This is a genomic window from Dyella dinghuensis, from assembly GCF_003977615.1.
GTDB lineage: Bacteria > Pseudomonadota > Gammaproteobacteria > Xanthomonadales > Rhodanobacteraceae > Dyella_B > Dyella_B dinghuensis.
Genome location: NZ_RYZR01000002.1, coordinates 16,406 through 41,708, shown reverse-complemented (window position 1 = coordinate 41,708; position 25,303 = coordinate 16,406). Strand labels below are relative to the sequence as shown.

Below are 25,303 nucleotides of genomic sequence, written 5' to 3'. Positions count from 1 at the left end.
GCTGCATGCATGGCATCAACCGTTCTTCTTCAACCACGCATCGATAGCTGGCAGGCGCTGATTGCGCACGCCGATGCGGTATTGAATGTTCGCAATCGCGGTATTCACATTGCGGCGCGCCGACGCGGCGATATGTGCGTTGGCGAAATCGGTCAGCTTGCCGACCATGGCCGGATCGAGCGACATGCGTGCCACGCGCGGGTAGTACTGGCTGAGTGATGGGCCGTCCACCAGCTTTTCCACCTGCTCACGATGTGCGACGACGAAATCGAAAGCCATATCCGGATGCAGCCGCGAAACGGTGTCGATCATGTTGGCGCTGGTGGTGGCACCCGGTTCGTCAGTCACCGACAGGTCCAGCGCACGTTTGGCCAGCGCCTCGTCTTCCGACGATGCGAGCATGTCGTAGAGACCGGCCTTGATCAGCGGGGTCTTTTCAGCCTGTGCTTGTTTGTGCAGCTGATCCCACGTTGCCGCATCGGCATGCGTGGCAACGACAGCGTAGATCGTCTTGCGCAGTGCAGCCGGAATGGCTTTCGGATCGGTCGACTGCGCGGCGTAGCGACGACGTGCTTCGTTGACCACGTTCTGATCGTCCAGCGATGCGAGCACCTGGATCAACTGCTGACGCAGGTTGGTCACCAAGGTCGGTTCGTCGGGTTTGGCTTCCCAACCGATGCGCGTGAGTTCCGGCTCAAGCCGTGCAATGGCAAAACTGCGGAGCTGTTGCTGACGTGCACCCGTGTCGCGGTAGTAGCTATCGAAGCTGCTCAGCAGTTCGGCCATCGTCGCCCACAATGCCGGGTTGCTGTCGTCGGGCGCGGCCTTGATCAGGTCCATCACCAGCGATGCCGGTTCGTTGCCGGCCATGCCTAGCGCGTAGGTGTCTTCCATCAAACCGATCTGATCGATCGGCTGCATTTTTGCGTAATCCGCGCTGAGCGCCGCGAAGGCAGCGGGCGTGTAGAGCGTGCGGTAATAACCAGCCTGCCCCGCGTTGACGACAACCGGACCGCAACCCGGCACGACCAGCGATGCGTGACCGTCGACGATGGTGCTGACCGTCTTGCCGCCGATTGTTTCGGCGATAACGGGCACATGCCAATGCAACGGCGTCTTGTTCGGGCGGTCGCGCGTGAATTCACCTTGTGTCAGCACCAGCGTGGTGCTGCCGTTCTTGCACGTTTCCGAGGTCACGCGGATCAGCGGAATGCCCGGCTGCAGCGTGAAGTCGTGCGCAATCGTGGTCACCGGCTTATTGGTGACGGTTTCCATAGCGCGCCACAAATCGTCGGAGACGGTGTTGCTGTACGCGTGATCCTTGATGTAACGGCGCACGCCATCGCGCCACGTATCCGCACCGATGTAATTCTCGAGCATGCGAATCACCGATTCGCCCTTGGAATAGGTGATGGCGTCGAAAGCCTGATTGGCCTGCTCCACCGTTTCGATACGCTGCACGATGGGATGCGACGTCGCGACGGAATCGAGTGCCATGGCCGACTCGCGAATGCCTACCGTATCCAGCTCGGCGTGCCATTCCGGATGCAGCTTCTCGGTGGTACGCGTCGCCATCCATGAGGCGAAGCCTTCGTTGAGCCACAGATCGTCCCACCAGCGCATGGTGACCAGATCGCCGAACCACTGGTGCGCCATTTCATGCGCTTCGACGCCGAAGACTTCTTCCTTGTCGCCCTGTGTGGAGATCGAAGGATCGAGCAGCATCACGTATTCGAAGGTGAAGATGGCGCCCCAGTTTTCCATCGCGCCGAAGAACTGGCTGGTGCCGGGAGCGGCGACGTTGTCCAGCTTGGGCAGCGGATACGGCGTGCCGAAGTAATCGTTGTATTCGTGTAGCACGGCCTTGGCCGAATCCAGTGCGAAACCTGCCTGCGACGAGACACCCTTCTGCGTGACGACACCTATCTCGGTGCCATCCGATGTGGTGGTCGCGCGATCGAATTCACCAGCGCCGAAGAACAGCAGATAGGTCGACATCTTCGGCGATTGCTGGAATTGCACGCGTGTCATGCCGTTGCCAAGGTCCGACTTCTGCGCGGCCGGCATGTTGCTGACGGCCATGTCGTCGGATGGAACGATGGCGGTCAAGCTGAAGGTGGCTTTGTAAGCGGGCTCATCCCACGACGGAATGAAACGGCGCGCATCGGAGTTTTCAAACTGCGTGTACAGCGCGTGCTTCTTGCCGGCCTTGGTGTCGTAGTCGAGCACGAACAAACCCACCGGCTGCGTGCCGATCTTGCCGCTGTAATTCATCGACAATGTGTAGCTGCCGACCGGGAGCGGTTTCGCAAACGTAAACGTGGCGGTTTGTGCCTTGTCGTCGACGGAAACTTTCGGCGCCGGAAAGGTTGCCTGACCGGCTACCGGCGACAGACTCACTGACGCGAACGTCAAGTCGATGGCATTCAGCGTGATGCTCGCCGTCGGTTTGATCACGTCGATCGCGACCGCGACCTTGCCGTCAAACGTGAGCGAATCAGCGTGAGGCGTCACGTTAACGTCGTAATGCGTAGGCCGCACATTGCGCGGCAACTGCGTGGTGCCGATGACTTCGGCAGACGTTGCAGCCGACGGTGCGGCAGCAATGCCACTCATCGACGCACCGGCCAAGGCCAGCGCGATAGCGGAAAAAAGAATACGACGCATGACATCCTCTCGAATCGATTGACCGGCTGCACCGGTCGATAAGCGAGCAACCCCTCCCCTCGGGTCAATCGACTGCTCGCCCTGTCTGCTGCGCAATGCACAGATGCGGCATGGTGCTATGAGCGATGAGTGGGCAGATACCGCCGGAAGTCATGACTATGGTCATGGTTCGCTGAAAAATTCGCGCTTTTCGATAGGTGACTGCAAAAAGAAAGGCCCCGCATGCGGGGCCCTTCTCGATCGGTCGAAACGGGGCGTCAGTTCGCACCGCTCGATGGCTTGCCCGGTGCGGGCACTTGCTCGACAGGCCCCACGGTCACGTGACCGGTCCAACCGTCGAACACATTCACGGAGGCCTTGTCGATCGTCTCGGTGTACATCATCACCGGTTGGCACGGGCGCTGCGGCCCGGAGAGCTGATCGGTGACACCTTCCATGCAGTACATCTGGCCTGGCGGCGTGTCCTGCCGCGCCAGCATGGCCATGCCGTCCTGATAGCGCTTCTCTGCGCGCACGGCCGCCGTGGCATCACCATAAACGGGGCGCATCTTCGCGAGCAAATCATCCGCCGCCCTGCGTTCGGCCATCGTCGAGGCCTTGTAGACCTGATCGTAGGAAGCCTTGAAGCGGGAATCCGGACGCTCCGACGCGAGCGTTAACCACGCCAGCGCCAGTGCTCGATTGCGCGGTTGCTGATCGCCGTTCAACGCCATCACACCCAGCACGAACTGCGCGGGTTTGCTGGCCCAACTGGCAGCCGTCGTAAAGAATCGCTGCGAATCGCTGTAGTTGTGCTGGCCGTAGGTCAGCGTGCCGAGGCAGTAGTAGTAATCGCCCGGTAGAAAACGTTCCTCGCCGATGATGCATTCGGACTTCGCGAGATCCTTGTCGGTGGGCACCGAACTGCTGCTAGCGGGCGCGGAATCCTGCGCGTAGGCAGCTCCGGTCAGCGACGCTGCAACGAAAGGCACGGCAAAGCACAACGACCCAATGGTCTTCCTGAGTAATGGGGACATGAGGCACTCCATGTGACGGGGTTGGGGGTAGAACACCATCCATTTTAACGGGGAAGTGGGCGCCTGGATGACACGCCTGTGGTAGCTGAATTACATCAAACTGCGTCAATATCTGATCGACTAGTGCCAAGTGGCATGCGACCCGCCCCTCGCGCGGCACACCTTCGAACGGACCGGACCACGATGACGACAATCGAAAGCAAGATGGACTTGGATGGCGCTACGTACAAAACGCTATTGGAATCCACCCGCGCCATTCCCTGGAAGATCGATTGGGACACCATGCAGTTCGCCTACATCGGTCCGCAGATCGAAGAGCTGCTGGGTTGGGATCAATCGAGCTGGGCCACCGTACAAGATTGGGCCGAGCGCATTCATCCGGAAGATCGCGACTGGGCCGTCAATTTTTGTGTCGCGCAATCGAAGGCCGGCATCGATCACGAAGCGGACTATCGCGCACTCAACAAGAACGGCGACTTCGTCTGGATTCGCGACGTGGTGCACGTGGTGCGCAAGGACAACGGCGACGTGGACTCGCTCGTCGGATTCATGTTCGACATCAGCGAACGCAAGCGCACGGAAGAGCAGCTCGCCGCGCTGCGCCGCGAACTCGAAGAACTGTCCTTCAAGGACGGCCTGACCGGCGTCGCCAATCGCCGCCGCTTCGACGTGGTCATGGAGACCGAATGGAGCAACGCATGCCGCAACAAGCAGCCGTTGTCGGTACTGATGCTGGATATCGATTGCTTCAAGCAATACAACGACCACTACGGCCACCTGGAAGGCGACCAATGCCTGAAACGCGTCGCCAAGCTTCTCACCGTTGCGGCGAAGCGCCCGCGTGATTTCGTCGCCCGTTTTGGCGGCGAAGAATTCATCCTCATCCTGCCGGATACCAACCAAAGCGAAGCCTACAAAATCGCTTCCCACTGCCGCGAACTGATCGCCAGCGAGCATATTCCGCACAAGGGTTCGGACGTCGGCAAATATCTGACGGTAAGCATCGGCCTCAACACCGCGACGCCCGAATGCAGCGATGAAGTGATCCCGTTTATTGAAACGATCGACAAACGGATGTATCAGGCAAAGCAACGCGGAAGAAATACGATCGTCAGCGATTGACGTCACGCATTACGAATATTCGGCAGGGATGCCCTCAACTCCGAAAGCAATCAGGCTTTGGTTTTCTCGTCGGAAACCTTGATGAAGCCATCGCGCATGCGACGCAGCAGGCTTTGCAGCAATTGCAATTCATCTGGCGAGAGGCCGGCGAGTACCTTCTCCAGCCTTTGCGCATTTAATTCCAACGCGCTGGCAATGATGCTCTTGCCCTTCTCCGTCAGCGTCGCGAGCAATCGGCGCCTATCGTTCTCGTCGCCGATCGATTGCACCAGACCTTCTTGTTCAAGCGAAAACATCAGTGCAGACACCGTTGCGCGCTTGACCTGCAAAGCCGCAATGATTTCCTGGTGCGGAACGTAGCGGTCCCCCGCGGCCCAAAGCAACGCAAGCGTCTGAAATCGCGAAGGCGAACCTGCGGTGCCTTCCAGCCATTCGTTCAACACGTTGTTGATCTGCTGACTCACCGATCTGAGGGTGAAGACCGTTTCCAGGCGCTGGGCGGCGGCCAGCGGAAACCGGCGCAGATAGGCCTCGCGCATATAGGAGGTCGGAAAGCTCTGTTCGCTGGCTAAGGCGTCGTCGGCCAAGGGATTTTCTCTCGCTGAAACTATCTATGACTGGATTGTATGGTACATGACAATCCCTCATCGGAACACGCGATCTAATAAAAACAATTACCTATAAATTAATATGCCAACAAACAGTCTACCTATTGACTAATTTATCGAGCGTCGTTATTGTCTGCCTCCAGACAAATCTCGAGGTGCGGACCGCGTGGCGCGGGCACGGCCTACGGGAGAAGGCATGAAACATGTCCCATACCGAGTTACAGGAAGGATCCGCAGCCCAACGGCTGCTGAGGCCGATGCCACGCAAAACCTCATTGGCGCTACCAAAGGCTAATGGCGCGCCAACGGCGCGGCTTGCCATCATGGCTGGCCGCGACGCCTCTGCCGGCAACGCTTGCACGGATGGTCCCTACCGCCACCGTTGCCCCCTGACGCTTCAACCAGCGCAGAGAGCACAGATGACCACCCCCTCAAACGCATGTCAGGCAACGGTTCGCCGTTTTTTTAATTATTTATCTGACTAGTCAGATATTTGATTGCCAAACGTCGCTTTGACACCCACATCGCCGCACTGGACCCCACCATGAGCGCATCCACTTCCTCCGCAGCACCCGCACCTCTAACAGGTATGCGGTTTGCCATCGGCGCATTCGCCGTTGCACTCGCCACGTTCATGAACGTGCTCGACTCCTCCATCGCCAACGTCGCCATTCCCACGCTGTCTGGCGATCTTGGCGTGTCGGTCGACGAAGGAACATGGGTGATCACCGTGTTCTCCGCTGCCAACGCAGTGGCGATTCCACTCACCGGTTGGCTCACCCAGCGCATCGGTCAGGTCAAACTGTTCGTTGCTGCGATTTTGCTGTTTACGATTTCGTCTGCGTTATGCGGCTTGGCCCCCAATCTCTCGGTGTTGCTATTGGCACGCGTACTACAAGGCGTGTCGGCCGGTCCACTGATCCCGTTGTCGCAAGCGCTGTTGCTCACAACCTTTCCAAAAGAGAAAAGCGGTAGCGCTTTATCGCTGTGGGCGATGACGGCAACGGTCGGCCCGATCGTCGGCCCGGCTTTGGGCGGCTGGATCACCGATCGGTACAGCTGGTCGTGGATTTTCTATATCAACGTACCGGTCGGCATTTTCGCCGGTGCCGCCGTGTGGATGATTTATCGCGACCGTGAAACGCCTACGCATCGTTTGCCAATCGACACAGTTGGATTGCTCGCGCTGATCGGCTGGGTGGCTGCGCTGCAAGTCATGCTCGACAAGGGCAAGGATCTGGACTGGTTCAACTCGCCGGTCATTTGTGCGCTCGGCATATTTGCACTGATCGGGCTTGCGTTCTTCGTGATCTGGGAGCTGACCGAAGAGAAGCCGATCGTCGACCTGCGACTGTTCGCCGGACGCAACTTTCTCGGCGGCACCGTAGCGATCTCGGTCGCGTACGCCATCTTCTTCGCGAACCTGGTGCTGCTGCCGCAGTGGATTCAGGAGTATCTCGGTTATCGCGCGGTCGATGCCGGCATGGTGACCGCGCCGCTCGGTATTTTTGCCGTCGTCCTTGCGCCGATGATGGGCAAGCTGATGATGAAGACCGATGTGCGCATATTGGCGACGATGGCCTTCGCCGGATTCTCCGGTGTGTTCTTCATGCGCTCGCTGTATACCACGCAGATCGATCAATACACGTTGATCCTGCCAACACTGCTGCAGGGTATTCCGACTGCCCTCTTCTTTGTGCCTCTGACGGCCATCATTTTGTCGGGACTGCCGCCGGAGAAGATCCCATCTGCCGCGGGCCTCTCGAACTTCGTGCGCGTATTTGCGGGTGCCGTTGGAACGTCGCTGCTGGCCACCGGCTGGAACAACCGCACGATCCTGCATCACTCGCAGCTGACAGAACAGGCCAACAGCTACAACTCGATCTTTACCGAGTCGGTCGCACAAGCGCAGTCGACGCTGCAGATCGGTGCATCCAATGCATTGGCCTTCATCGAGAACGGATTGAACGCGCAAGCGGCGATGCTCGGTCTCAACGACATCTTCTGGCTGTCCGCGATCATCTTCATCGTGATCATTCCACTGATATGGGTCACGCATCCCAGCAAGGATGCAGCCGCTGAAGCGGCGACGGCTGGCGGCCACTGATCAATCGCCGATACGACCGAACACTCCCTATCCGATTGCCGCACGACGCATACAACAGCTTCGAGGACTTCGACGTGGAACATTACACAAAAAAAACTTTTCCGACGACGCAAAGCATCGGCTTCATGTTGACGAAAGCACGCAACATGGTGCTTGCAGACATGGATGCTGCGTTGGAGCCGCTCGACATTACCAGCCAGCAGATGGGCATCATTCTGTGGCTTAGCCGCGGTGTTGCTGCCACGCCCTTTGAAATGTCCAGGCACCTCAGCATCGACACCGGCCTGATGACCCGCATGCTGAACAAGCTGGAAGCAAAGGGATTGCTGAAGCGTACGCGCAGCAACACCGATCGCCGCGTCGTCGATCTGAAGCTGACGCGCAAAGGCGAGGCCATTGCCGCAAACATTCCAGACATGGCGCTGCCCGTGCTGAACGAGCGCGTGAGGAACTTCAGCAAAACCGAATTCAAAGAACTGCTGCGTCTGCTCGGCAAGTTCATCGACGCCGATACCCAACGCTAACGCTCTTACATCCGAAGCGCTTGCGCGCTTCATCCCATAACCCCTACCCACATACCGAGACCAAGACTATGCGTGTTCATCTCATTGCGGCAGCGGTCGGAATGACCCTCGCACTGGCAGCATGTGCCAGCAGCGGCGGCCTGCATCCGGACGGCGCGCCTATCAACCCCGACTCTCTCGCGGTAACGCGTACGCTTGCAAACGTACAGGTGTCGCCTGCTGCATGGCCCCAGGCCGATTGGTGGACATCATTGGGCGACAGTCAGCTCAATGCACTGATTGCCGAAGCCCTGCACGACAACCCGAGCCTCGCCGAAGCCGATGCGCGCGCGCGCCAGGCGCAAGCCGAAGCCTCGGAAGCCGACGCCGACCGCAAACCGGAAGTCAACGCCGGCGGCAGTGTTTCCGAAGTGCGCCTGCCGACGACGCTGCCGCCCATCGGCAAAGGCCATAACGGTGCGGCCAAGTATGTCGACGTCAGTTTCAAATGGGACCTCGATCTTTGGGGCGGTCAACGTGCCACATGGGAAGCAGCGCTGGGCCAGCAGCGCGCTGCAGAAGTCGACGCACACGCGGCACGTATCGAACTCTCCACGAACGTCGCCCGCGCCTATGTGCAGCTCGGCTACGCCTATGCACAGCAGGATGTCGCAACGGCGGAGCTGTCGCGTGCGACGGACGTGCAAAAGCTGACGCGGCAACGCGTTGCCGCAGGCATCGATAGTCAAGTGCAGCTCAAGCAGAGCGATTCGGAAGTCGCCAGTGCACAGGGTCAAAAGGCACAAGCGGATCGTGCGATCGATGCAGCGCGCTCCGCACTATCCGTGCTGCTGGGCAAAGGTCCGGATCGCGGCCTGACGATCGCTCGCCCGCAGCTGTTGCCGCCGGGTGCGCTGAGCATTCCAACCAATCTGCCGATGGATCTGCTCGGACATCGCGCCGACCTCGTCGCTGCGCGCTGGCGCGTAGAAGCCGCCGATAAAAACATCGACGCAGCCAAGACGCAGTTCCTTCCCAACGTCGACATCTCCGCGATGGCAGGTTTGATCGCGCTTGGTGGCGGCAATCTCTTCACGGCGAAATCCCGCTTCTATCAAGCGGGCCCGGCGATCAGCCTGCCTATCTTCGATGGTGGTCGCCGCCGTGCGAATTTGAACGGGCAGGACGCGCAATACGATCTCGCCGTGGCGCAGTACAACGACACGCTTGTGCGTGCCGTCAACGAAGTGTGCGACGACAACGACGCACTGACCTCGTTGCAGGTGCAGATCGACGCGCAACAGCGCGCCGTCGACGCCGCCAACGATGCGTGGACGCTCGCCGAACAACGCTACAAGGCCGGCATCGGCAGTTATCTCGAAGCACTCAGCGTGCGCCAGGAACTGCTGGTTGCCCAAAATCGCATGGCGACATTGCATGCCGAACAAACCGACTACTCGGTGCAAATCATTCAGGCGCTCGGCGGCGGTTATAGCCCAAGCCAGCCCGCTCCTAACGTGTCGGCCGTCGCTGCCGACGCGAACTCTTCTTCCCTTATTCACCATCGTTCTTGAGGCAGCCATCATGTCTACTCAACCCTCCTCGGCTACCAACGAAGCCGTGCAACCCCAAAAAAAAGGCCGCAGCCTCATGCTGCGCATCCTTGGTGCCGTCATCCTCGTCGGCGCTATCGTTTTTGGCATCTGGTACTTTCTGGAAAGCCGCTGGTACGAAAGCACGGACGACGCTTACGTCAACGGCAACGTCGTGCAGATCACACCGCAGATTACAGGCACCGTCGTCAGCATCGGCGCCGATGACGGCGACTTCGTCAAGAAGGGCGACGTGTTGGTGACGCTTGATAAGTCGGACGCGGATGTGGCCCTGCAGAATGCCGCTGCAAACCTCGCAGCTACCGTGCGCCGGGTGCGCGGTCTGTACAGCACCGTGTCAGGCGCGCAGGCCGACGTGGCGGTACGCCAGGTCGCATTGCAGAAAGCGAAGGCCGACTACAACCGTCGCGTTACCTTGGCCAGCTCAGGCGCCATCTCAGCGGAAGAACTCTCACATGCATTGGATGCACTGACTGCCGCCGAAAGCTCACTCACAACAGCCCAGCAGCAGCTGCAGACCAATAAGGTATTGGTGGATGACACCATCGTGACGTCGCATCCCGATGTCAAAGCCGCTGCCGCTCAATACCGTGCCGCCTACCTCACGGAGGTTCGTACGACCATGGTCGCACCCGTCACCGGCTATGTCGCCAAGCGCACCGTGCAGGTTGGTCAACGCGTGCAACCGGGTGCCGCGTTGATGGCCGTGGTACCGCTACATGACGTATGGATCGATGCCAACTTCAAAGAGACGCAGCTCACTCACATGCGCATCGGCCAACCGGTGGAAGTGACCTCCGACGTCTATGGCCACAAGGTCAAATACGACGGCAAGGTGTTGGAGCTTGGCGTAGGAACAGGCGGCGCGTTCGCGCTACTGCCTGCGCAAAATGCGACCGGCAACTGGATCAAGATCGTGCAGCGCATTCCCGTGCGCGTGGTGTTCACCGATCCTCAGCAGCTGGATCAACATCCGCTACGCATTGGCATGTCGATGGATACGACCGTGAACCTGCACGACGATAACGGTCTGATGCTTGCCCAGAACGTACCGACGCAGGCTGCTTTCAGCACGGATGTTTTCCAGCAACAGTTGGCGAACGCGGACGAACTGGTCGCTCAGATCATTCACAAAAACATGGCTGGCGAAGTGAAGTAAGTACGCCCACATGGCGACCATATGGTCGACGGCGCATCGATGATTCGACTGACGTGTGAGTGAACCCCACGTCAGCCGAACCATGAACAACCACAAGACACGCCTCTCATCAGCGCCCTCGCTGCGGAGTAGATATGAACAAACACGCAAGGCACGACTCTTTGGAACAAGTAGCGCATGCACCGCTCACAAAACATAAGTTGACGACCGTTGGCGTACAAACGGCAACAGGAACCATCTACAAAGTGGCGGACGTCGCCAGAACATTGAAATACACGATGCATGTCATGGAACAGTTGGTGCAACTTGCTTCAGGAGCAAACGAGCATCTGACGCTTCTGCATTGGCTCGTTCTCGCTCGCCTTTCAAGTGCATCGACATGCAAGCAGATGGAACTCAAATCCGACACGAAGATTGCCGCCGCCTATTTGACGAGATTGCTTGACGATCTCGTGCGAGATGGCCTGGTACGCCGGCATCGCTCGTCGTCGGACCGCCGGCAAATCCTGCTCGCGCTGACGGAACGCGGGAAGAGCGCGACGCGGAAACTATTGACCACGTTGAACGAGATCGCTCAACCATCTCAACTCAACGCCATCGAACATCTGGGCGCTTCGCTAGAAAGCTTTGTATCGCTCGCGGCGGGAGAAGGATGGTTCGGAATTGGGGCGTAGCCCTTGCGTAAGACACGCCCGAATACCCGGCTAACTTAGATTGCCGATGCAGACATCAAGAGCGACTCGACTATTTGGCGTTCTTCTTCTTTTCCTGCTTGGCCGCCTTTTTCTCTTTCATGGTCTTGGCCGGCTTTTTCTTGTCGTTCTTTTTTGAATCCATACCTTTGCTCATTTCGCCCTCTCCATCATGGTTGCTATCGTTATCGCTTACTTTAAGCCACCACCGGTGCTTGCGCCTGCGTGGCTGCCTGCAGCCGCAAGACTACGCCGACCCGTGAATCCATGAAACAACTCCGGCATGGTTTCTTGGGAGAGGAAACGCGTAGCATGTGCTTCTTAGCCTGTTTTCGATGCTCGCAGAGACCTGAGCCATGAGCCATGTCGTTTCTGTCAATGTCGGCCTTCCAGCAGAAGTGCAATGGCGGGGCAAGATCGTGCGCACGGCCATCTGGAAGCGGCCGGTGAACGGGCGCGTGATGGCGCGGCGGCTGAATCTCGACGGCGATGCTCAAGGGGACCGCCAAGGCCACGGTGGCTTGCATCGCGCCGTCATGGTCTATCAGGTCGCGTCCTACCAGTACTGGGAACAGATTCTGCATCGGCAGCTAACCGAATACGGCATGTTCGGAGAAAATCTGACGGTCGATGGGCTTCCTGACGACCAGGTGTGCATCGGCGACAGATATCGCATTGGCAGCGCGCTGTTTGAAGTGTCGGCGCCGCGTGTCACCTGCTATCGCGTCGGCATACGGATGGACGAACCACGCATGCCTGCGTTGCTCGTCTCACATCGGAAACCCGGGTTTTATTTTCGAGTCATCGAAGAGGGAGAGATCGGCGCGGGCGACGAAATCATTCGCGTCGTGCAGGGGCGCGAAGCGATCACCGTCGCCGAAGTCGATGCGTTGCTCTATTTGCCGAATCATCCCGAAGATCGCGTCCGAAGCGCTGCCAACGAACCGGCACTTAGTCCTGGATGGAAGCGCTCCTTCGATGCCTTGCTGGCGAACACATCGGGATTGCCCGGCAACGCAGGTCTCGGGCCTGTGCTCCCCGCGGTGGCGTGGCCCGGTTTTCGTGCGCTTAAAGTGGTCAGCGTCATCAAGGAGAGCGATGCCGTGACGTCGCTGCTTCTGGCCGCGAATGAACCGCCTTCCCTCGCCCCTCCTGCCGCCGGATCATTTGTGGTGCTACGTCTTCCGGGTGCGTCTGCAAGCGGTACGGTGACGCGTAGCTATTCCATCTCCAATATCGGCGAAGGTGGCGTGTATCGCGTCAGCGTGAAGCTTGGTTCCGGTGATGGGAGCCAATACATACACGATAGTGTTCACGCGGGCGACCTTATCGAAGTCAGCGCACCGCGCGGAACATTCAATCTACGCAGTGATAAAGCGCCGGTGGTTTTCTTGAGCGCAGGCATTGGCATCACGCCGGTACTGAGCATGCTTCATCAGCTGGTGTCGGATGGAACCGCCGCCGATCGCGACGTGTATTGGATTCATGGCGCGCGCAACGGTGCCGAGCAACCCTTTGCTTCGGAAGTACACCATCTGCTCGATGCATTGCCCCATGCGCATGCGCTTGTCGCCTACAGCCAGCCTCGCGCGGAGGATCGACAAGGGCGCGACTTCGATGCCGCAGAACGTATCAGTGCGGCGACGATCCAACGGCTGGGTGCGCCAACCACAGCGCAGTTCTATCTGTGCGGGCCACCGAGCTTCATGTCAGGCCTCATCACTGGCCTGAAGGGCATTGGCGTGGCGAGCGCGAATATCCATACGGAAACCTTCGGCAGCGAAGGATCGATAACGCCGGGTATTGCTGCGGTCTCTGCCCGGAGTCCGCATCCGCCGGAGGGTGTTCAAGGCGATGGACCAACGGTCTCATTCAGTCGAAGCGGTCTGGCCGTCCGTTGGTCCGACACATTCCAAAGCCTGCTGGAGTTCGCCGAGGCCTGCGATGTTCCCGTCCGATGGGCATGCCGCACTGGCGTATGTCATACCTGTGAGACCGCACTCATCGGCGGCCGGATTCTTTACGACCCCGAGCCCATCGATGCACCCGTAAACGGCAACGTGCTCATATGCTGCGCGCGCCCCACCACCGATATCGAGCTTGATCTCTAGCGTCTCAGCAAGGGCGTCGGCTTACCGTTTCAAATCGCCCGTTACCAAGCCAGGGTCTCGCCCTGATAGTTCAGATAGTGCAAACCACCGTTGCCAGTCTGCCCTTCCACTACATCAACCACACGCGGAATGCTTTCGTCGACGCCCAGCGTCGCCTCCGGACCACCCATATCGGTGCGCACCCAACCGGGCGCTATCAACAGATACGTGCGCGCATCCGTGGCATGCCGCGCGACAAAGCTCCGCAGCAGCGTGTTGAGCGATGCCTTGCTGGCACGATAGGTTTCCCAACCGCCATTGGTGTTGTTGGCAACGCTGCCGAGACCTGAAGACATCACCGCGATGGTGCCTTTGACCTGCACCAGATCGTGAAACGTCTCGATAAAACGAAGTGGACTCAGCGCATTGTTGATCATCACCTGCACGAATTCATCCGTACTAACTTCACCGATAGGTGTGCCCGGATTGGGGGCGATGCCTGCATTGACGAACAAGATATCCAACGAACGTTGACGCAGGCGCGTATGCAAAGCCTGCACCTGTTCGGTCTCATTGATATCTACCGTCTCGATCTCCAATCGCCCCTTATGCTCGGCCAGCAGCGCATGCAACCCGGTATGCGCCGTGCCGCGCACCGTCGCAATGACGTGCCATCCGCGCACGAGGTATTCCTGCGCTAGTGCGAGGCCTAAGCCACGCGATGCGCCAACGATCAAGACGGTACGTGTTGCGGGATGGCTCATCGTTTTCTCTCATGACATGGCGATGGGATGCAGCACGGCCGCATTTCATATCCGCCTTGAGCGGCGGCCTTAACGGTCACAAGGTGAGGCGCTGCCGCAGATCCTTGCAGCGAGCCTCCAAACCTACCAAGGCGAGTTTGTCCCGGCCCACGAACAAATAGTGGCGCCCATCGGGTGACCATTTGTCGGCGTCGGCAAACTCCTCGCCAAAGGCGCGGGCACGCGCAAGGTTGTTGGCTTGCCAGACTTTCAGAGCCGGGTTGGCAACGAAAAACGGGTGATGCTCGTCCCACTGATGACCGGCTAGCATCCCGTCACGATGCATTGCAATCAAGGCTTCGACCGACTCCCGGTTCGCCAGCCCCTCACGCAAACGCCCCTCGACCAGAAGAGGATCCAGCATGTCCGCGATGGCATCACGGAAGTGCACAGCGCGGGCTCTGTCTTCGTCCGAGGGCTGGGCGTTGGTGGCGATCGGTGTGGTCATAATCGGTCCGCTGGGTCTGCCTGGGCAACTATAGAGTTGTATTGGAGTAGAGAAACAGGATTTCGTCTTGTTTCGAACACTCCAATGGATTCAATGCGCCGATTTTGATGTCCGTTTTCGGTCGAAAGCGGACAGTCAATCCTCGACTGAAATGCGCCGCTCATCGCCAGATCGAATGAGTAAAAAAGTGCAGGCAGCGATCATCCCGACAGCGAAGCCCTCAGGATGCAAGAGCGGACGTCCATCATTGCAATATGCAATGAATAGCCAGCCTAAAACCGTTCCAAGAATGAAAATTGGCCACTTATTGGCCAAACCAATCTTTTGAAGAACCAGATAGACAGGGAGTGCCGCGACAAGCGTCCACCCATAAGCAAAGATCGCGATTAACGCTAGGAATTCCAACGAAGCGGCGAACGGCTCGCCAGCTCGATAGCCATTCGCTACTAGCTCCATCCACCAATAAACCAACGACGCGACCAGTGGCGCCGCTAGAAAAGCGGTCTTTGTTCGATCCATGTTTCGCTCCACACGTACGTCCACTTCGGGTCGAAAGCGGAACTCAAGCGCCAGATTACCTTAAACGTAGATGTTCCAGCTTGAGCGAACGACGGAGGGTAAGAGGTCAGAACACCGCAGGACCAGTCCGGTTAAAGGTGTTTTGTTTTTCCTGGGTGGCTTAGCTGGCACCATCCTTCATTCGAACGGCTCAATGCAACCTGCCGACCGCTCAATACCATCGTGCAATATCTTCCTACTCACACGTATGTTTTTATCGTAAATGGCGTTGGATTAATAACGATTGCCTACTAACGCCCGAATGGGAAAAAGGCGTGATCGATGCCCTCGCTGCTGCGTGCGTCGCGTTTTTGCCGCAAGAGCGCTTTGGCACATCGAAATTGGAGTAGCCAATGAACAGCGTACACATCGAACAGAAGGACTATGAGATGCCGCCGCGGGAAGGGATCAGCGTCGCGCATTTCCTCACGGTCGCCGACATAGAACGATCGGCTCGCTTCTACGAAACGGTCTTCGGTGGTCGCATTCTCAGTCACGGCGACGGCAAGGGCGCACCGGGTTACATTCAGATCGCGAATACGTGGCTGCTGGTCAATGTGGGTGGCGGACCGACGCCCGACAAGCCGTCTGTAACGCTCAGCGTCCTCGCCGATCCGGACAAGATCAGCAGCTTCATGAATATCCGCGTTGCGGATATTCATGCCTGCTACAAGTTATGGAAAAGCCGGGGCGCCGAGTTCATCACGGAGCCGAAGGAGAAGTACGGCGAGACGCGCTGCTACATCCGCGATCCCGACGGTTACATTATCGAGGTCGGACAGAGCAAGCCGGACTTCACCTACGGTTAGCGCACGCCACTCATTACGCTATCGGTCTGCGGAACCGAAAAGCTTGTGCATGATCAACCAGCGACCCTCGCAACGAAGCAGGGAAAGCACGTTGTAGAAGTGGTTGCCGAGAAAGTGTAGCTCCGCCGTGACTGTGGCCATATCGCCGAGCACTTCGATAGCCCTCGGCGCCATGGTGAACGTCTCACCCGCCGCCAAAGGACTCTGCCGCGAGCCAACCGCTTCGATATATTGATCGGCAGAACGTGAGCGGAAGCTTCCGGTGACCACGTCTTCGACGCGCGCGTTCGGATGAAACACTTCGCGCAGTCCATGCGTGTTTCCTTCATACACACTGCGAAGATATTTGCTCACCAGGTCGAGCACGGCTTGATCGTCATGCATAGACTCAGCCTGCCATCGCATTCAGACGCGATCCGGCCACCGTGCGCACACGCGAGATAAGCTGTTTTGCGTCGACGTAGCCCGGCGCCACGCTGTAGAGCTTGTCGGCATCTTCGATCAGCAGCGAAGGAAAGCTGGAAATACCCCAGCGTCGCGCTTGCAGGAAATCGCCACGCGTTTCGTCCATCGCTTCTGCCGATTGCCACGCCTTGAGGAATTCATCCGGCGTGGTCGCATAGCCTTGCCCGGACAATGCACCAGCGCCAACGTCTGCGAGTACTTCACCCTTCGTGATGTCGCGTCCGTCGACGTAAAACGCGCGCTGGATGGCACGAAGCACCGCAAGCTGGTCAGCTTCAGGAGCCAGTCGCCGGGCGGTCACGACGGCGCGGCACGCGGGCTCGGTGTTGTAGACCAGGTTGTCGTTGGCAAGGAACGCTTCGCGATTGAACGGGAGCCCGCTCGCCGCCTCGACGCGCGACCAGTGCTCCAGGCGAGCAGTACGCTGGTTCCTGGGCATCACCGATGTTTCGTCAGGGCGAAGGCCGCCCACGACCACCTGCAGCTCAAGTCCGGGAATGGCCTCGCGCAGCTCCGTCACTTCCTTGCCGAATCCGTAGCACCAGGAACACATGGGATCGGCGATCAAAACCAGTTTCATGCTTATTTCCTCTATTAATGTCTCGATTGCGCTGGGTCCGGCGCGCGCGCTGAACACCAGCCATGGATGGATGATCGACGCACCGCGCTGCGGCATTTGCCCACCGCCGTCGCGCGTCGCTCGAACACGAAAACCACTGTATTCCCGCGTTCCCACGCGATAAATATGGTTCAATGCACTTCAGTTGATACGTGGCGTAATGAATCATGCGTCGCCAGTTTGATGATGTATTGCTGGGTAGCATCGAGCTGTTCTGTCTGGCAGGAGAGCTCGGTAGTTTCACCGCGGCCGCATCGGCAGCTGGCGTGACGCCTGCCGCCGTCAGCCGCTCGGTCGGGCGCCTGGAGGAACGCATGGGCGTTCGCCTGTTCGTTCGAACCACGCGGCAGATTCGCCTCACCGACGTGGGCCGCGCCTATTTCGAAGAGTGCCGGCAAGCACTGACCCAGCTGATCGAAGCAGAGCGAATGGCAACAGGCCAGCAACTTCGGCCGGTCGGTACGCTGCGCATCAGCGTGCCGACCACGTACGCGCACTATCGGCTATTGCCATTGCTGCCGGAGTTTCGAGAGCGCCATCCAGAGGTGCAATTGGATGTCCACGTGAGCAACCGCAACGTCGATTTCTCCGACGAAAGCTTCGACCTTGCCATTCGCGTTCGCGCCCCCGCCGATTCCGGCCTGATCGTTCGCCACCTTGAAGATGCGGAACTGGTCGTCGTGGCCGCGCCCGACTATCTGGCTCGACGCGGCACGCCAACCACACTGGACGATCTAGCCCGGCACGAGTGCATCCAGTTCGACCTTCCCAGCAGCGGCCGCCGCATTCCCTGGCTCTTTCAGGATCAAGGCGAGAAGATCGAAATCGCCGGCGACGGTGGTTACATACTTTCCGAAGACGTGCTCGGCGGCGTCACGCTCGCGCGCTACGGCGCCGGTTTGTTCCAGACGTATCGCTTTATCGTTGAAGACGATCTGCGCGAGGGCCGTCTCGTAGCGGTGCTACAGCCGTTCGGTGGCCGGTCGCGGCCTTTTAGCCTGCTCTACCCGCACAACCGCCATGTACCGCTACGCGTGCGCAGCTTCATCGATTTTCTGGTGCAGAAAGTGCCCTGATGGCGGCGGCCGCGCAAAGGCCCAGGCAACTTGTTACGCCAGGTATCAACTGAAGTGTTTCACGCCGGATTTATGCGTGGCATTGCAATAACTACGATGGAGGCCCATCAGAACCACTGTTCATCGAGGAAGCCATGATCGATCTGTACACCTGGAAAACACCCAACGGGCGAAAGCCGGTCATCGCGCTCGAAGAGCTGCAACTGCCCTATGTGGTGCATCCCGTAGACATCACCCGCGACGAGCAATTTCTGCCGGACTTCGTAGCCCTGTCGCCAAACAGCAAGATCCCGGCCATGGTCGACGGGGAAAACAGCGTAACGCTCTTCGAGAGCGGAGCCATTCTTCAATACCTCGCAGAGAAAACGGGAAAGCTGCTCCCCGCGAGCGGCGCAGCGCGCTACACCACCTTGCAGTGGTTGAACTGGCAAGTGGGTGGCATTGGACCGATGTTCGGACAACTAGGCTTCTTTGCCAACCGCGCGAAGGAACGCATGCCACTCGCCATAGATCGATATCTCACAGAATCCAACCGCCTGCTCGACGTGCTGGAACAACGCCTGTCGCAATCGGTTTATGTCGGCAGCGACGACTACAGCATCGCCGACATTGCCATTTATCCGTGGGTCGTTGCCGCGATCACCAACAATCCCACCTTGCTCAGTGACGCTCGCGCCAAACGCCCGTCGATGGATCGCTGGATGACGAAACTTGCCGAGCGTCCGGGCGTCATCAAGGGCATGGATGTTTTGCAGGACACCAGCGTTAGTTGAACTCGTACGCGACGCGCGCGGAATGCGTGTCGACATGTATAAAAGTCGAGGTCGGATTGCGTTTTCAAAACGTCAGCTGACAACTTGGTTGATCGTCTAAGTGTTTTCACAATATTTGCGGGGATAAACAAAACGAACACATCCACGCAGGATACTGACGAAACAGCCTGCGCAGCCGTAGCTTGCAAAGCTCGCTGCGAATTCAGCGACCATGTGTAAGAATCCGAGAACAGAGCGCACGATGCGCCAATGCCTTTTGCGTTCCACGTTCGCCATGTGGCGGCCGGCCAGCGCGCAAGAAGTAACCCTGACTCCGTTTTTCAGTTCCATAGTGCGAAGTCTTGGGATTTAGGTTAGTCAGCTCAAACGCGCGTCGGCCATGTCCCATCCAATCCAATTACAGATCAGGGGATGGATAAGGTTGCGGCTCCAACTATCCTTCGACAAAAGTGAAGCCGGCTTGCCCCGCAAAGGCCGTGAATTTACGGTGTTCCTCGTTTTGTTTCTAGCGTTCCTTGGAATTCATCCGAGACCTCACGGACCATCTAAATGAAAGCTTATTTCGTCTTTCAGCACAACCATCATGAAAGCCCCATACGCACCAACAGAAAGGTGGCCGGTTACCCGGCCACCTTTCAAACATGTCTTTGAAGCAACGTTAGTGGCTTGAGCCAACGCTGGTGTTTTCACCACCCGTCGCCGAGCCTTGTAGACGGCTCGTCTGCACCTGCGTACCAGCCGGGATCACCAGCGGATTGCCCGCAGCGTCGGCAACCCGGAAAGACTGGAAGCTGCTGCCATTGCTTTGCCACTCGTAGACGTCGCCTGCCTTACCCACCCACAGGATGTCTGCCAGGCCATCGCCGTCGTAATCGGCAATGCTCGACATGGTATAGCCAGGAGCAACACTGACTGTCTGTTGCGACAGCACCGTGAAACCATCCATCAGCCACCACGACATCTGATTGCTGGAAGGATTGGTCCAGATCAGGTCGGTATTGCCGTCGCCATTGACATCACCTGCACCAAACAGCACGAAACCGGCCGGATGATCGGCGATACGGTGATCGACGAATCCGCCCTGCTGGTCATTGATCCACACATAGACGCTGTTGTCGGTCGTGCTGGTCCACACGATATCGGCGTAACCATCACCGTTCACATCGGCCAGGGTCGGAACATAATCCGCGGCTACGGTGGTGATTGGCGAGATGGTCGCTTCATAGGTAAACGTGGACCAGTTGTAGGCGACCTTCCACCAGCCGAACTGATGCATCGTCGCGTTGAACCAGAACAGCTGCGATTGCTTGCTGCCATCGGGCGTACCCGAACCGATCAATTTCCATCCTGCGGCATAAACGTTACCGATCGGCATCGGAAAATAGTTACCGGTACCGTTGCCGTCCCACAAATACAGACGGTTGTCCGGGCCGGTCCATGCCAGCTGGCCAACACCGTTGTCACCAAGAATATTGCCGATGGCACCGATGCTATAACCAGGGGCAATCGACTGGCTCACTTTCTGCACAACCACCGACCCCTTCATGCCCAGCGAGGTCAGAGTGCCCTTGACCGGATCCACCAGCGCTATATCGCTGAATCCATCGCCGACGCCGTTGGATCCGGACATGAAGTCGTACGGAGCTACGTAACCGCGCTGGAATGGCTGATAGAACTTGGCCACTGCGTGGACCAGGTTGGTCACGTTGACGCTACCCAGGCCGGTCGCATTGTCGTAGCCAGCATTGGTCATCCAGGCAGGTGCCAGCGTGGTCGCGCCACCGTTACTGGAAATGCCAAACTGCTCCACGCCTGCACCCGAATAGCAATCCCGGGAACCGGCCAGGCAGACTTCGGCGTTATCGCCCACGGTGATGTCGTTGAATACGCATTGGGTATTGATCGCTGCACCATTGGAGGCGTTGCACGCCGCCAGCATCGCGGTGTTCGGCGAGCCATTGGTGCCGTATTCCTTGGTCGCAATCGAGTACAACGCCGGCAGAATATTGCCGGTGCCGGGAAGCAGGTAATTACCGCCGGTCCGTCCCACCGCCTGGTTGATCAACGCCTGGACGCCTGCCATCGCAGGCGCGGCGAATGACGTGCCGCCCGCGCTGTTGAAATACACATCATCGGGCTGGCTGTAGTCGCAGGTCGTGCCGCCGACGTTCGGATCGGACATGCAATACACCAGCGCGTGGCCGAACAGGCCATTGGCTGCGAACAACGACACGTCCGGCATGGTGCGGAAGTTGTAGTTGCTGATGCCGTACACACCTGTTTGCCATGGCTGCTGATACCAGTTGGTGCTGGCACCGCCACCACCGCCAACGGTATTCAAGAATGCCTGCTGCTGCGCCGGGGTAAGGCTGTTGCAGGATTCCACTGCACTGCCGAAACCGAGCAAGGGATAGATGACGCTGCTTGCGCACGAGTCGTTCCAGGTCATCTCCGGCACGTAGCTGATGGCAGACGAATCCAGAGGCAGATTGGTCGACGTCCAGTACTTGCTCGTCTCGTTCAGATCATGGAAATCGGTACCGCCCACCGAAACGTTATACGGCGTGGAACCCAAACCGTTTACCGTCGTACCCTGGAAGGAGACTTCCGAGCCTTGATCGCACGCCACTGCACCCGCGTCGCCGGACGAAACGAATACCGTCACGCCCTCCATCGAGGCTGTCTGCCAGAGGAAGCCGGCGTAACTGGCGTTGCCATCCACCAAGCCTTCCGGCTCACATTCGCCGTAGCTCAGGCTCAGGATCGCCGGCATCACCGCGAAGCGGCTATCCGTACCAAGAGTGATGTTTTCCGCCGCCTGGAACGGGGCAAACGTGGCTCCGCCTGCATCGCTGCACGATGCCACCACGATGTTCGCGTCGGGTGCGGCCGCACCGGCCCACTCCGCATCAAGCGCCGCCTCGCCTTCGTCCGGATATACCTCGCCCGGATCAGGGCAACTGGTATCTGCCGGATAGAGAAGCGGATGGATATAGCTCACCGTACCGGTGGCATTGGCTGGCAGGAATGCCTGGCGGAACGTCTGGATATCGCCCGGCAGCACATCCGACTGCTCTAACACGACCACCGTCTGTCCCGCACCGCGAATCGGCGTGCCCTGCTGCCAGAGCGGATTGACGTTGTAGATCGTATTGAAGTCCGCCGGTGCGACGTCATAAGCCGTGCCGGAGTTCGTTCCCGGTGGCACGGTGAAATTCGGTGCTGACGCATCCTTCGTCGCGGTCTGCCACCGCCCGCTATTCTTGTCTTTCTTCACCAATCCGACGTTGTGATAGAGCGGCTTCGGAAAGAAGTTGTGCAATGGAACCGCATTCTGCACCACCGCCTGCAGCGCAGCCGGAATCTGTTCTGCACCGGCATTGGCGAAATGCTGCTCACCGTTGACTGAGTAGCTGTGCAGGCTGGTATGAAATGCGTTACCCAGTGCACCGGCGGTGCCGGAGAAGTGAATGGTCATTCCGGTCGGCGATACAGAAGTGACGGTCAAGCCCTGTGACTTGATCCATTGCGTCACTTTGTTGACGTCCGACTGTGCCGGTCCAAACATCTGACCGATCTGCGCGGGCGTCAACCAATGATGGAAATAGGGTGAGCTCGGGTTGGTCAGTTGCGCCGAGTAGGCGTCTGCCTGCTTCTGTTTTTCATCACTTCGCTTCAGCAGCAGCGTGACATTGCGAATCAGCTGCGACGAAGGCAGCGGACCCTTGTCGTATTTGGCTACCGCCAACGCCGGGCGACTACCCTGTACGGTAACCAGGTTGCTGTTGTCTATCGCGGCATTGATTCGTGGGCTGTCCGGCTGATAGTCCGGATAAGCATTCGTTGCTTGTGGTGTGGCTGCAGACCACACGGGTGATACCACACTCCCCAGCGTTACGGCCAAAGCTATGCACCATGGCCGATGGCGGCTTTCAATAAACATGAGACATTCCCCGAGGGAAAATGAGAGACGCCGCCGATGGCCACGCAGGACGCATGCGTCCTCACGTCTCCCGAACTAGCCCTTCGTGACGTCTTGCGCGGCCGCCCCCTCTTCAGCGACCGAACCCACAGACGCTATAGCGGGAAGTTGCGATTTGCACTCACCAAATTCTCGCCGTTTGCTCACGCACTTCTGTCGAAATGCCCGTTTACAGCTTCTTGTAGAACGGCCGTCCAAATTCCTGGCCTTTTAGATATCCATCGTGACTTCAGCGTAGAAAAGCTCGGCAGCCGTTGCTACGAACCAGCCCCGTCGACAAAATCCTGGCACGGCAAAGAAGTGCGGACCACGACCACTAGGCGGCCCGGTAAGGATGCGTTCTACGATGCGAAGTATCCAGGCACTTACAACACGCGCCGCGACAAGTTGTCGACTGTGTGGAAAAACTATTTGACTATATCGAACCTGTTCCAGCCCACCGTTAAGTCATGCGCTGATTTATCGGCCACTTCCACGCGATCCCGGCCATTTTTCTTCGCCATGTAAAGCGCCCGATCGGATTCTTCCAGCAGGAACACGGGATCCATGGGAGTGTCGGCTGCCTGCGTGGCGATACCGATGCTCACTGTGATCCGTTCGTAAGGGCTGAGCGGATGCGGGATGTTCAAACGTTCGATGGCGCCGGTCATGCGCTTTGCTGCTTCGACGGCAGCCTCCGCATTGGCATCCATCAGCACGACAACAAATTCCTCGCCGCCGTAGCGCGCGACCGAATCGCGCGCGCGCAGCTGACTGCTCAACACAGAAGCTACTTTGACCAGGCATGCGTCGCCGGCGATGTGGCCCAGGCTGTCGTTGTATTGCTTGAAGAAATCGATGTCGATCATCAACACCGCGCAGTAGTGGGTTGTTCGCTGTCCTTCCTGCATGGCTTCGCGTAGACGCGTATCGAGTGTCACGCGGTTGGCGATGCCTGTGAGCGGGTCGCGTCCCACCTGTTGCTCCAGACGCAACGCGCTCAAGTCGCCGGCGCGTTGCATGTCCATATGTCGGGCTTGGATAAATGCCACGCGCAAGCCGTAAAACAGTACGGATGCGCAGCCCGTCACCAGGCCGACAACAAAGCTGAATCGCGTGACGCTGAAGCCGAGTACGACGACCATCATCGACAGGATGATCGGTGCAAACGATGCGATGGTTTGCGATACGCCCAGCGACGGATGGTAAGCGCGCAACCAGCGCGGCGGTTGTCGTATCGCTACCAGCGCCAGCAATGCGTGAGGAATATCGATCAACGATCCGGCCCACCAGGGCAGGCCTTGCATTTCTACGCGGTTATAGATGGTTGCAACGATGGCGTTGACCAGCAAATAACTGCTGGCTGCGTAGTAAAAGAAACGCCAGCGAAAACTGCGCGCACCCAGCAAGCGCAGAATGGCCATGATGGCGAGCGAAAAATCGATCGCGTCCGCGTCGTAGACCACTACGTAGATACTGCTGGGATCTTTGGCGAGCGGCCCGCTCAGCATGTGCGTGAAGAACTCATACAGCAGTATCGCGATCACGCACGCCATGGCCAGGTCCAGCGCGGCCACGACGCGGGGTTCATCTCGCACGAAGGAGCGCGACACCATGAACATGCATGGGATCAGGTACATGCTGGAAAACACTGTGGCGAGTGCGGACAGGTAACCACCCTTGTCACCCAGTACCGTCGTAAGCAGGTTGGTGCTTCCCCACAGCACTTGCATCAGGACGGCCAGCGCCAGCAACAGCCATGGCAACCGGATCAGCGCCGGGCTACGCCGGTAGCGCGTGAATACCGCCCACAGTGCCGTCGCCTGCACCGCCAACATGGTCAACTGCGGCCACGCGTCTTCCGCATGGCCGCTCCAGTTCGCCAGAGCAAGATGGGATATCAGCAGCAGTACGAGCAGCAAAACGACGCGCAAGAAGCCTCTCCCTTAAAACGGGGCATCGGATGCGACGCAGCATTTATGGACCTTCTGCGTCACATTCGTGGAACGGAGCCCATGTCCTGTTAAATACACTTATCGGCAAATTGCGGGGATATATAACGCCCGCGGACCTGCCAACCTTGCTTTCCGCCGGGGCGTTGGCGAGGCTGTTAAGTCATTAAGCAAGTTATGGGCCTTAAGGGTCCTGAATAATTTCTCGCGCGTAACGCCCCATTTTTCACGGCAAAAAAAGGGCCCTCGCGAGAGGGCCCTT

20 protein-coding genes are annotated in these 25,303 nt (G+C 58.4%); 10 read left to right on the top strand and 10 right to left on the bottom strand.

Translation table 11 applies throughout. The annotated features are described in order from the left end of the window. Positions 1-15: 15 nt before the first annotated feature. Positions 16-2,667, bottom strand: a complete 2,652-nt coding sequence (locus tag EKH79_RS01295) for a M1 family metallopeptidase (RefSeq protein ID WP_126671991.1) — start codon at positions 2,665-2,667, stop codon at positions 16-18. Between the two features lie 257 nt (positions 2,668-2,924). Beyond that, positions 2,925-3,683, bottom strand: a complete 759-nt coding sequence (locus EKH79_RS01290) for a hypothetical protein (RefSeq protein WP_126671990.1) — start codon at positions 3,681-3,683, stop codon at positions 2,925-2,927. A gap of 183 nt (positions 3,684-3,866) precedes the next feature. Here EKH79_RS01290 and EKH79_RS01285 point away from each other — a divergent pair, with 183 nt between their 5' ends. Further along, on the top strand, positions 3,867-4,805 hold the full coding sequence (locus EKH79_RS01285; protein ID WP_126671989.1) for a GGDEF domain-containing protein: 939 nt from the start codon (positions 3,867-3,869) through the stop codon (positions 4,803-4,805). A 50-nt stretch (positions 4,806-4,855) separates the two neighbouring features. Here EKH79_RS01285 and EKH79_RS01280 read toward each other — a convergent pair whose 3' ends face one another. Beyond that, a complete protein-coding gene (locus EKH79_RS01280) occupies positions 4,856-5,392 on the bottom strand; it encodes a MarR family winged helix-turn-helix transcriptional regulator (protein ID WP_126671988.1) in 537 nt (178 codons plus the stop codon). Between the two features lie 565 nt (positions 5,393-5,957). Here EKH79_RS01280 and EKH79_RS01275 point away from each other — a divergent pair. From EKH79_RS01275 to EKH79_RS01250, 6 genes are all read left to right on the top strand, one after another. Beyond that, the gene (locus EKH79_RS01275) at positions 5,958-7,520 is read left to right on the top strand and encodes a DHA2 family efflux MFS transporter permease subunit (protein WP_126671987.1); all 1,563 of its coding nucleotides are present in this window, start codon (positions 5,958-5,960) and stop codon (positions 7,518-7,520) included. Between the two features lie 125 nt (positions 7,521-7,645). Beyond that, positions 7,646-8,044 carry a MarR family winged helix-turn-helix transcriptional regulator gene (locus tag EKH79_RS01270; RefSeq protein WP_233590126.1) on the top strand — a complete coding sequence of 133 codons (399 nt, stop codon included), beginning with the start codon at positions 7,646-7,648 and terminating at the stop codon, positions 8,042-8,044. Positions 8,045-8,112: 68 nt separating this feature from the next. Continuing rightward, positions 8,113-9,597: an efflux transporter outer membrane subunit gene (locus EKH79_RS01265; protein ID WP_126671985.1), complete on the top strand. Its 1,485-nt coding sequence runs from the start codon at positions 8,113-8,115 to the stop codon at positions 9,595-9,597. 10 nt (positions 9,598-9,607) lie between these two features. Beyond that, positions 9,608-10,795, top strand: a complete 1,188-nt coding sequence (locus tag EKH79_RS01260) for an HlyD/EmrA/EmrK family protein (RefSeq protein ID WP_126671984.1) — start codon at positions 9,608-9,610, stop codon at positions 10,793-10,795. A gap of 134 nt (positions 10,796-10,929) precedes the next feature. Next, complete coding sequence (locus EKH79_RS01255) at positions 10,930-11,469, top strand: MarR family winged helix-turn-helix transcriptional regulator (RefSeq protein WP_199754081.1); 540 nt, start codon at positions 10,930-10,932, stop codon at positions 11,467-11,469. Between the two features lie 374 nt (positions 11,470-11,843). Next, the gene (locus tag EKH79_RS01250; RefSeq protein WP_126671983.1) at positions 11,844-13,598 is read left to right on the top strand and encodes an MOSC and FAD-binding oxidoreductase domain-containing protein; all 1,755 of its coding nucleotides are present in this window, start codon (positions 11,844-11,846) and stop codon (positions 13,596-13,598) included. 41 nt (positions 13,599-13,639) lie between these two features. Here EKH79_RS01250 and EKH79_RS01245 read toward each other — a convergent pair whose 3' ends face one another. The 3 genes from EKH79_RS01245 to EKH79_RS01235 all read right to left on the bottom strand — a co-directional run bounded on the left by EKH79_RS01245 (position 13,640) and on the right by EKH79_RS01235 (position 15,347). Further along, entirely contained in the window at positions 13,640-14,341 is a 702-nt protein-coding gene (locus EKH79_RS01245) for an SDR family NAD(P)-dependent oxidoreductase (RefSeq protein ID WP_126671982.1), read from the bottom strand. Between the two features lie 76 nt (positions 14,342-14,417). Beyond that, the gene (locus tag EKH79_RS01240) at positions 14,418-14,828 is read right to left on the bottom strand and encodes a hypothetical protein (RefSeq protein ID WP_126671981.1); all 411 of its coding nucleotides are present in this window, start codon (positions 14,826-14,828) and stop codon (positions 14,418-14,420) included. Positions 14,829-14,963: 135 nt separating this feature from the next. Continuing rightward, the gene (locus EKH79_RS01235) at positions 14,964-15,347 is read right to left on the bottom strand and encodes a hypothetical protein (protein WP_126671980.1); all 384 of its coding nucleotides are present in this window, start codon (positions 15,345-15,347) and stop codon (positions 14,964-14,966) included. 392 nt (positions 15,348-15,739) lie between these two features. Here EKH79_RS01235 and EKH79_RS01230 point away from each other — a divergent pair, with 392 nt between their 5' ends. Further along, positions 15,740-16,195 carry a VOC family protein gene (locus EKH79_RS01230; RefSeq protein WP_126671979.1) on the top strand — a complete coding sequence of 152 codons (456 nt, stop codon included), beginning with the start codon at positions 15,740-15,742 and terminating at the stop codon, positions 16,193-16,195. Positions 16,196-16,213: 18 nt separating this feature from the next. Here EKH79_RS01230 and EKH79_RS01225 read toward each other — a convergent pair whose 3' ends face one another. Continuing rightward, positions 16,214-16,579, bottom strand: coding sequence for a nuclear transport factor 2 family protein (locus tag EKH79_RS01225; RefSeq protein ID WP_158621165.1), 366 nt, complete (start codon positions 16,577-16,579; stop codon positions 16,214-16,216). Between the two features lie 4 nt (positions 16,580-16,583). Continuing rightward, positions 16,584-17,240, bottom strand: a complete 657-nt coding sequence (locus EKH79_RS01220; protein ID WP_126671977.1) for a DsbA family protein — start codon at positions 17,238-17,240, stop codon at positions 16,584-16,586. A gap of 206 nt (positions 17,241-17,446) precedes the next feature. Here EKH79_RS01220 and EKH79_RS01215 point away from each other — a divergent pair, with 206 nt between their 5' ends. Next, positions 17,447-18,355 carry a LysR family transcriptional regulator gene (locus EKH79_RS01215; RefSeq protein ID WP_126671976.1) on the top strand — a complete coding sequence of 303 codons (909 nt, stop codon included), beginning with the start codon at positions 17,447-17,449 and terminating at the stop codon, positions 18,353-18,355. A gap of 134 nt (positions 18,356-18,489) precedes the next feature. Then, positions 18,490-19,128, top strand: coding sequence for a glutathione S-transferase N-terminal domain-containing protein (locus tag EKH79_RS01210; RefSeq protein ID WP_126671975.1), 639 nt, complete (start codon positions 18,490-18,492; stop codon positions 19,126-19,128). A gap of 658 nt (positions 19,129-19,786) precedes the next feature. On the opposite strand, the gene EKH79_RS01205 is transcribed toward EKH79_RS01210, so the two are convergent. Further along, a complete protein-coding gene (locus EKH79_RS01205) occupies positions 19,787-23,071 on the bottom strand; it encodes a protease pro-enzyme activation domain-containing protein (RefSeq protein ID WP_126671974.1) in 3,285 nt (1,094 codons plus the stop codon). Between the two features lie 446 nt (positions 23,072-23,517). After that, complete coding sequence (locus EKH79_RS01200) at positions 23,518-25,023, bottom strand: GGDEF domain-containing protein (protein ID WP_126671973.1); 1,506 nt, start codon at positions 25,021-25,023, stop codon at positions 23,518-23,520. Positions 25,024-25,303 lie beyond the last annotated feature (280 nt).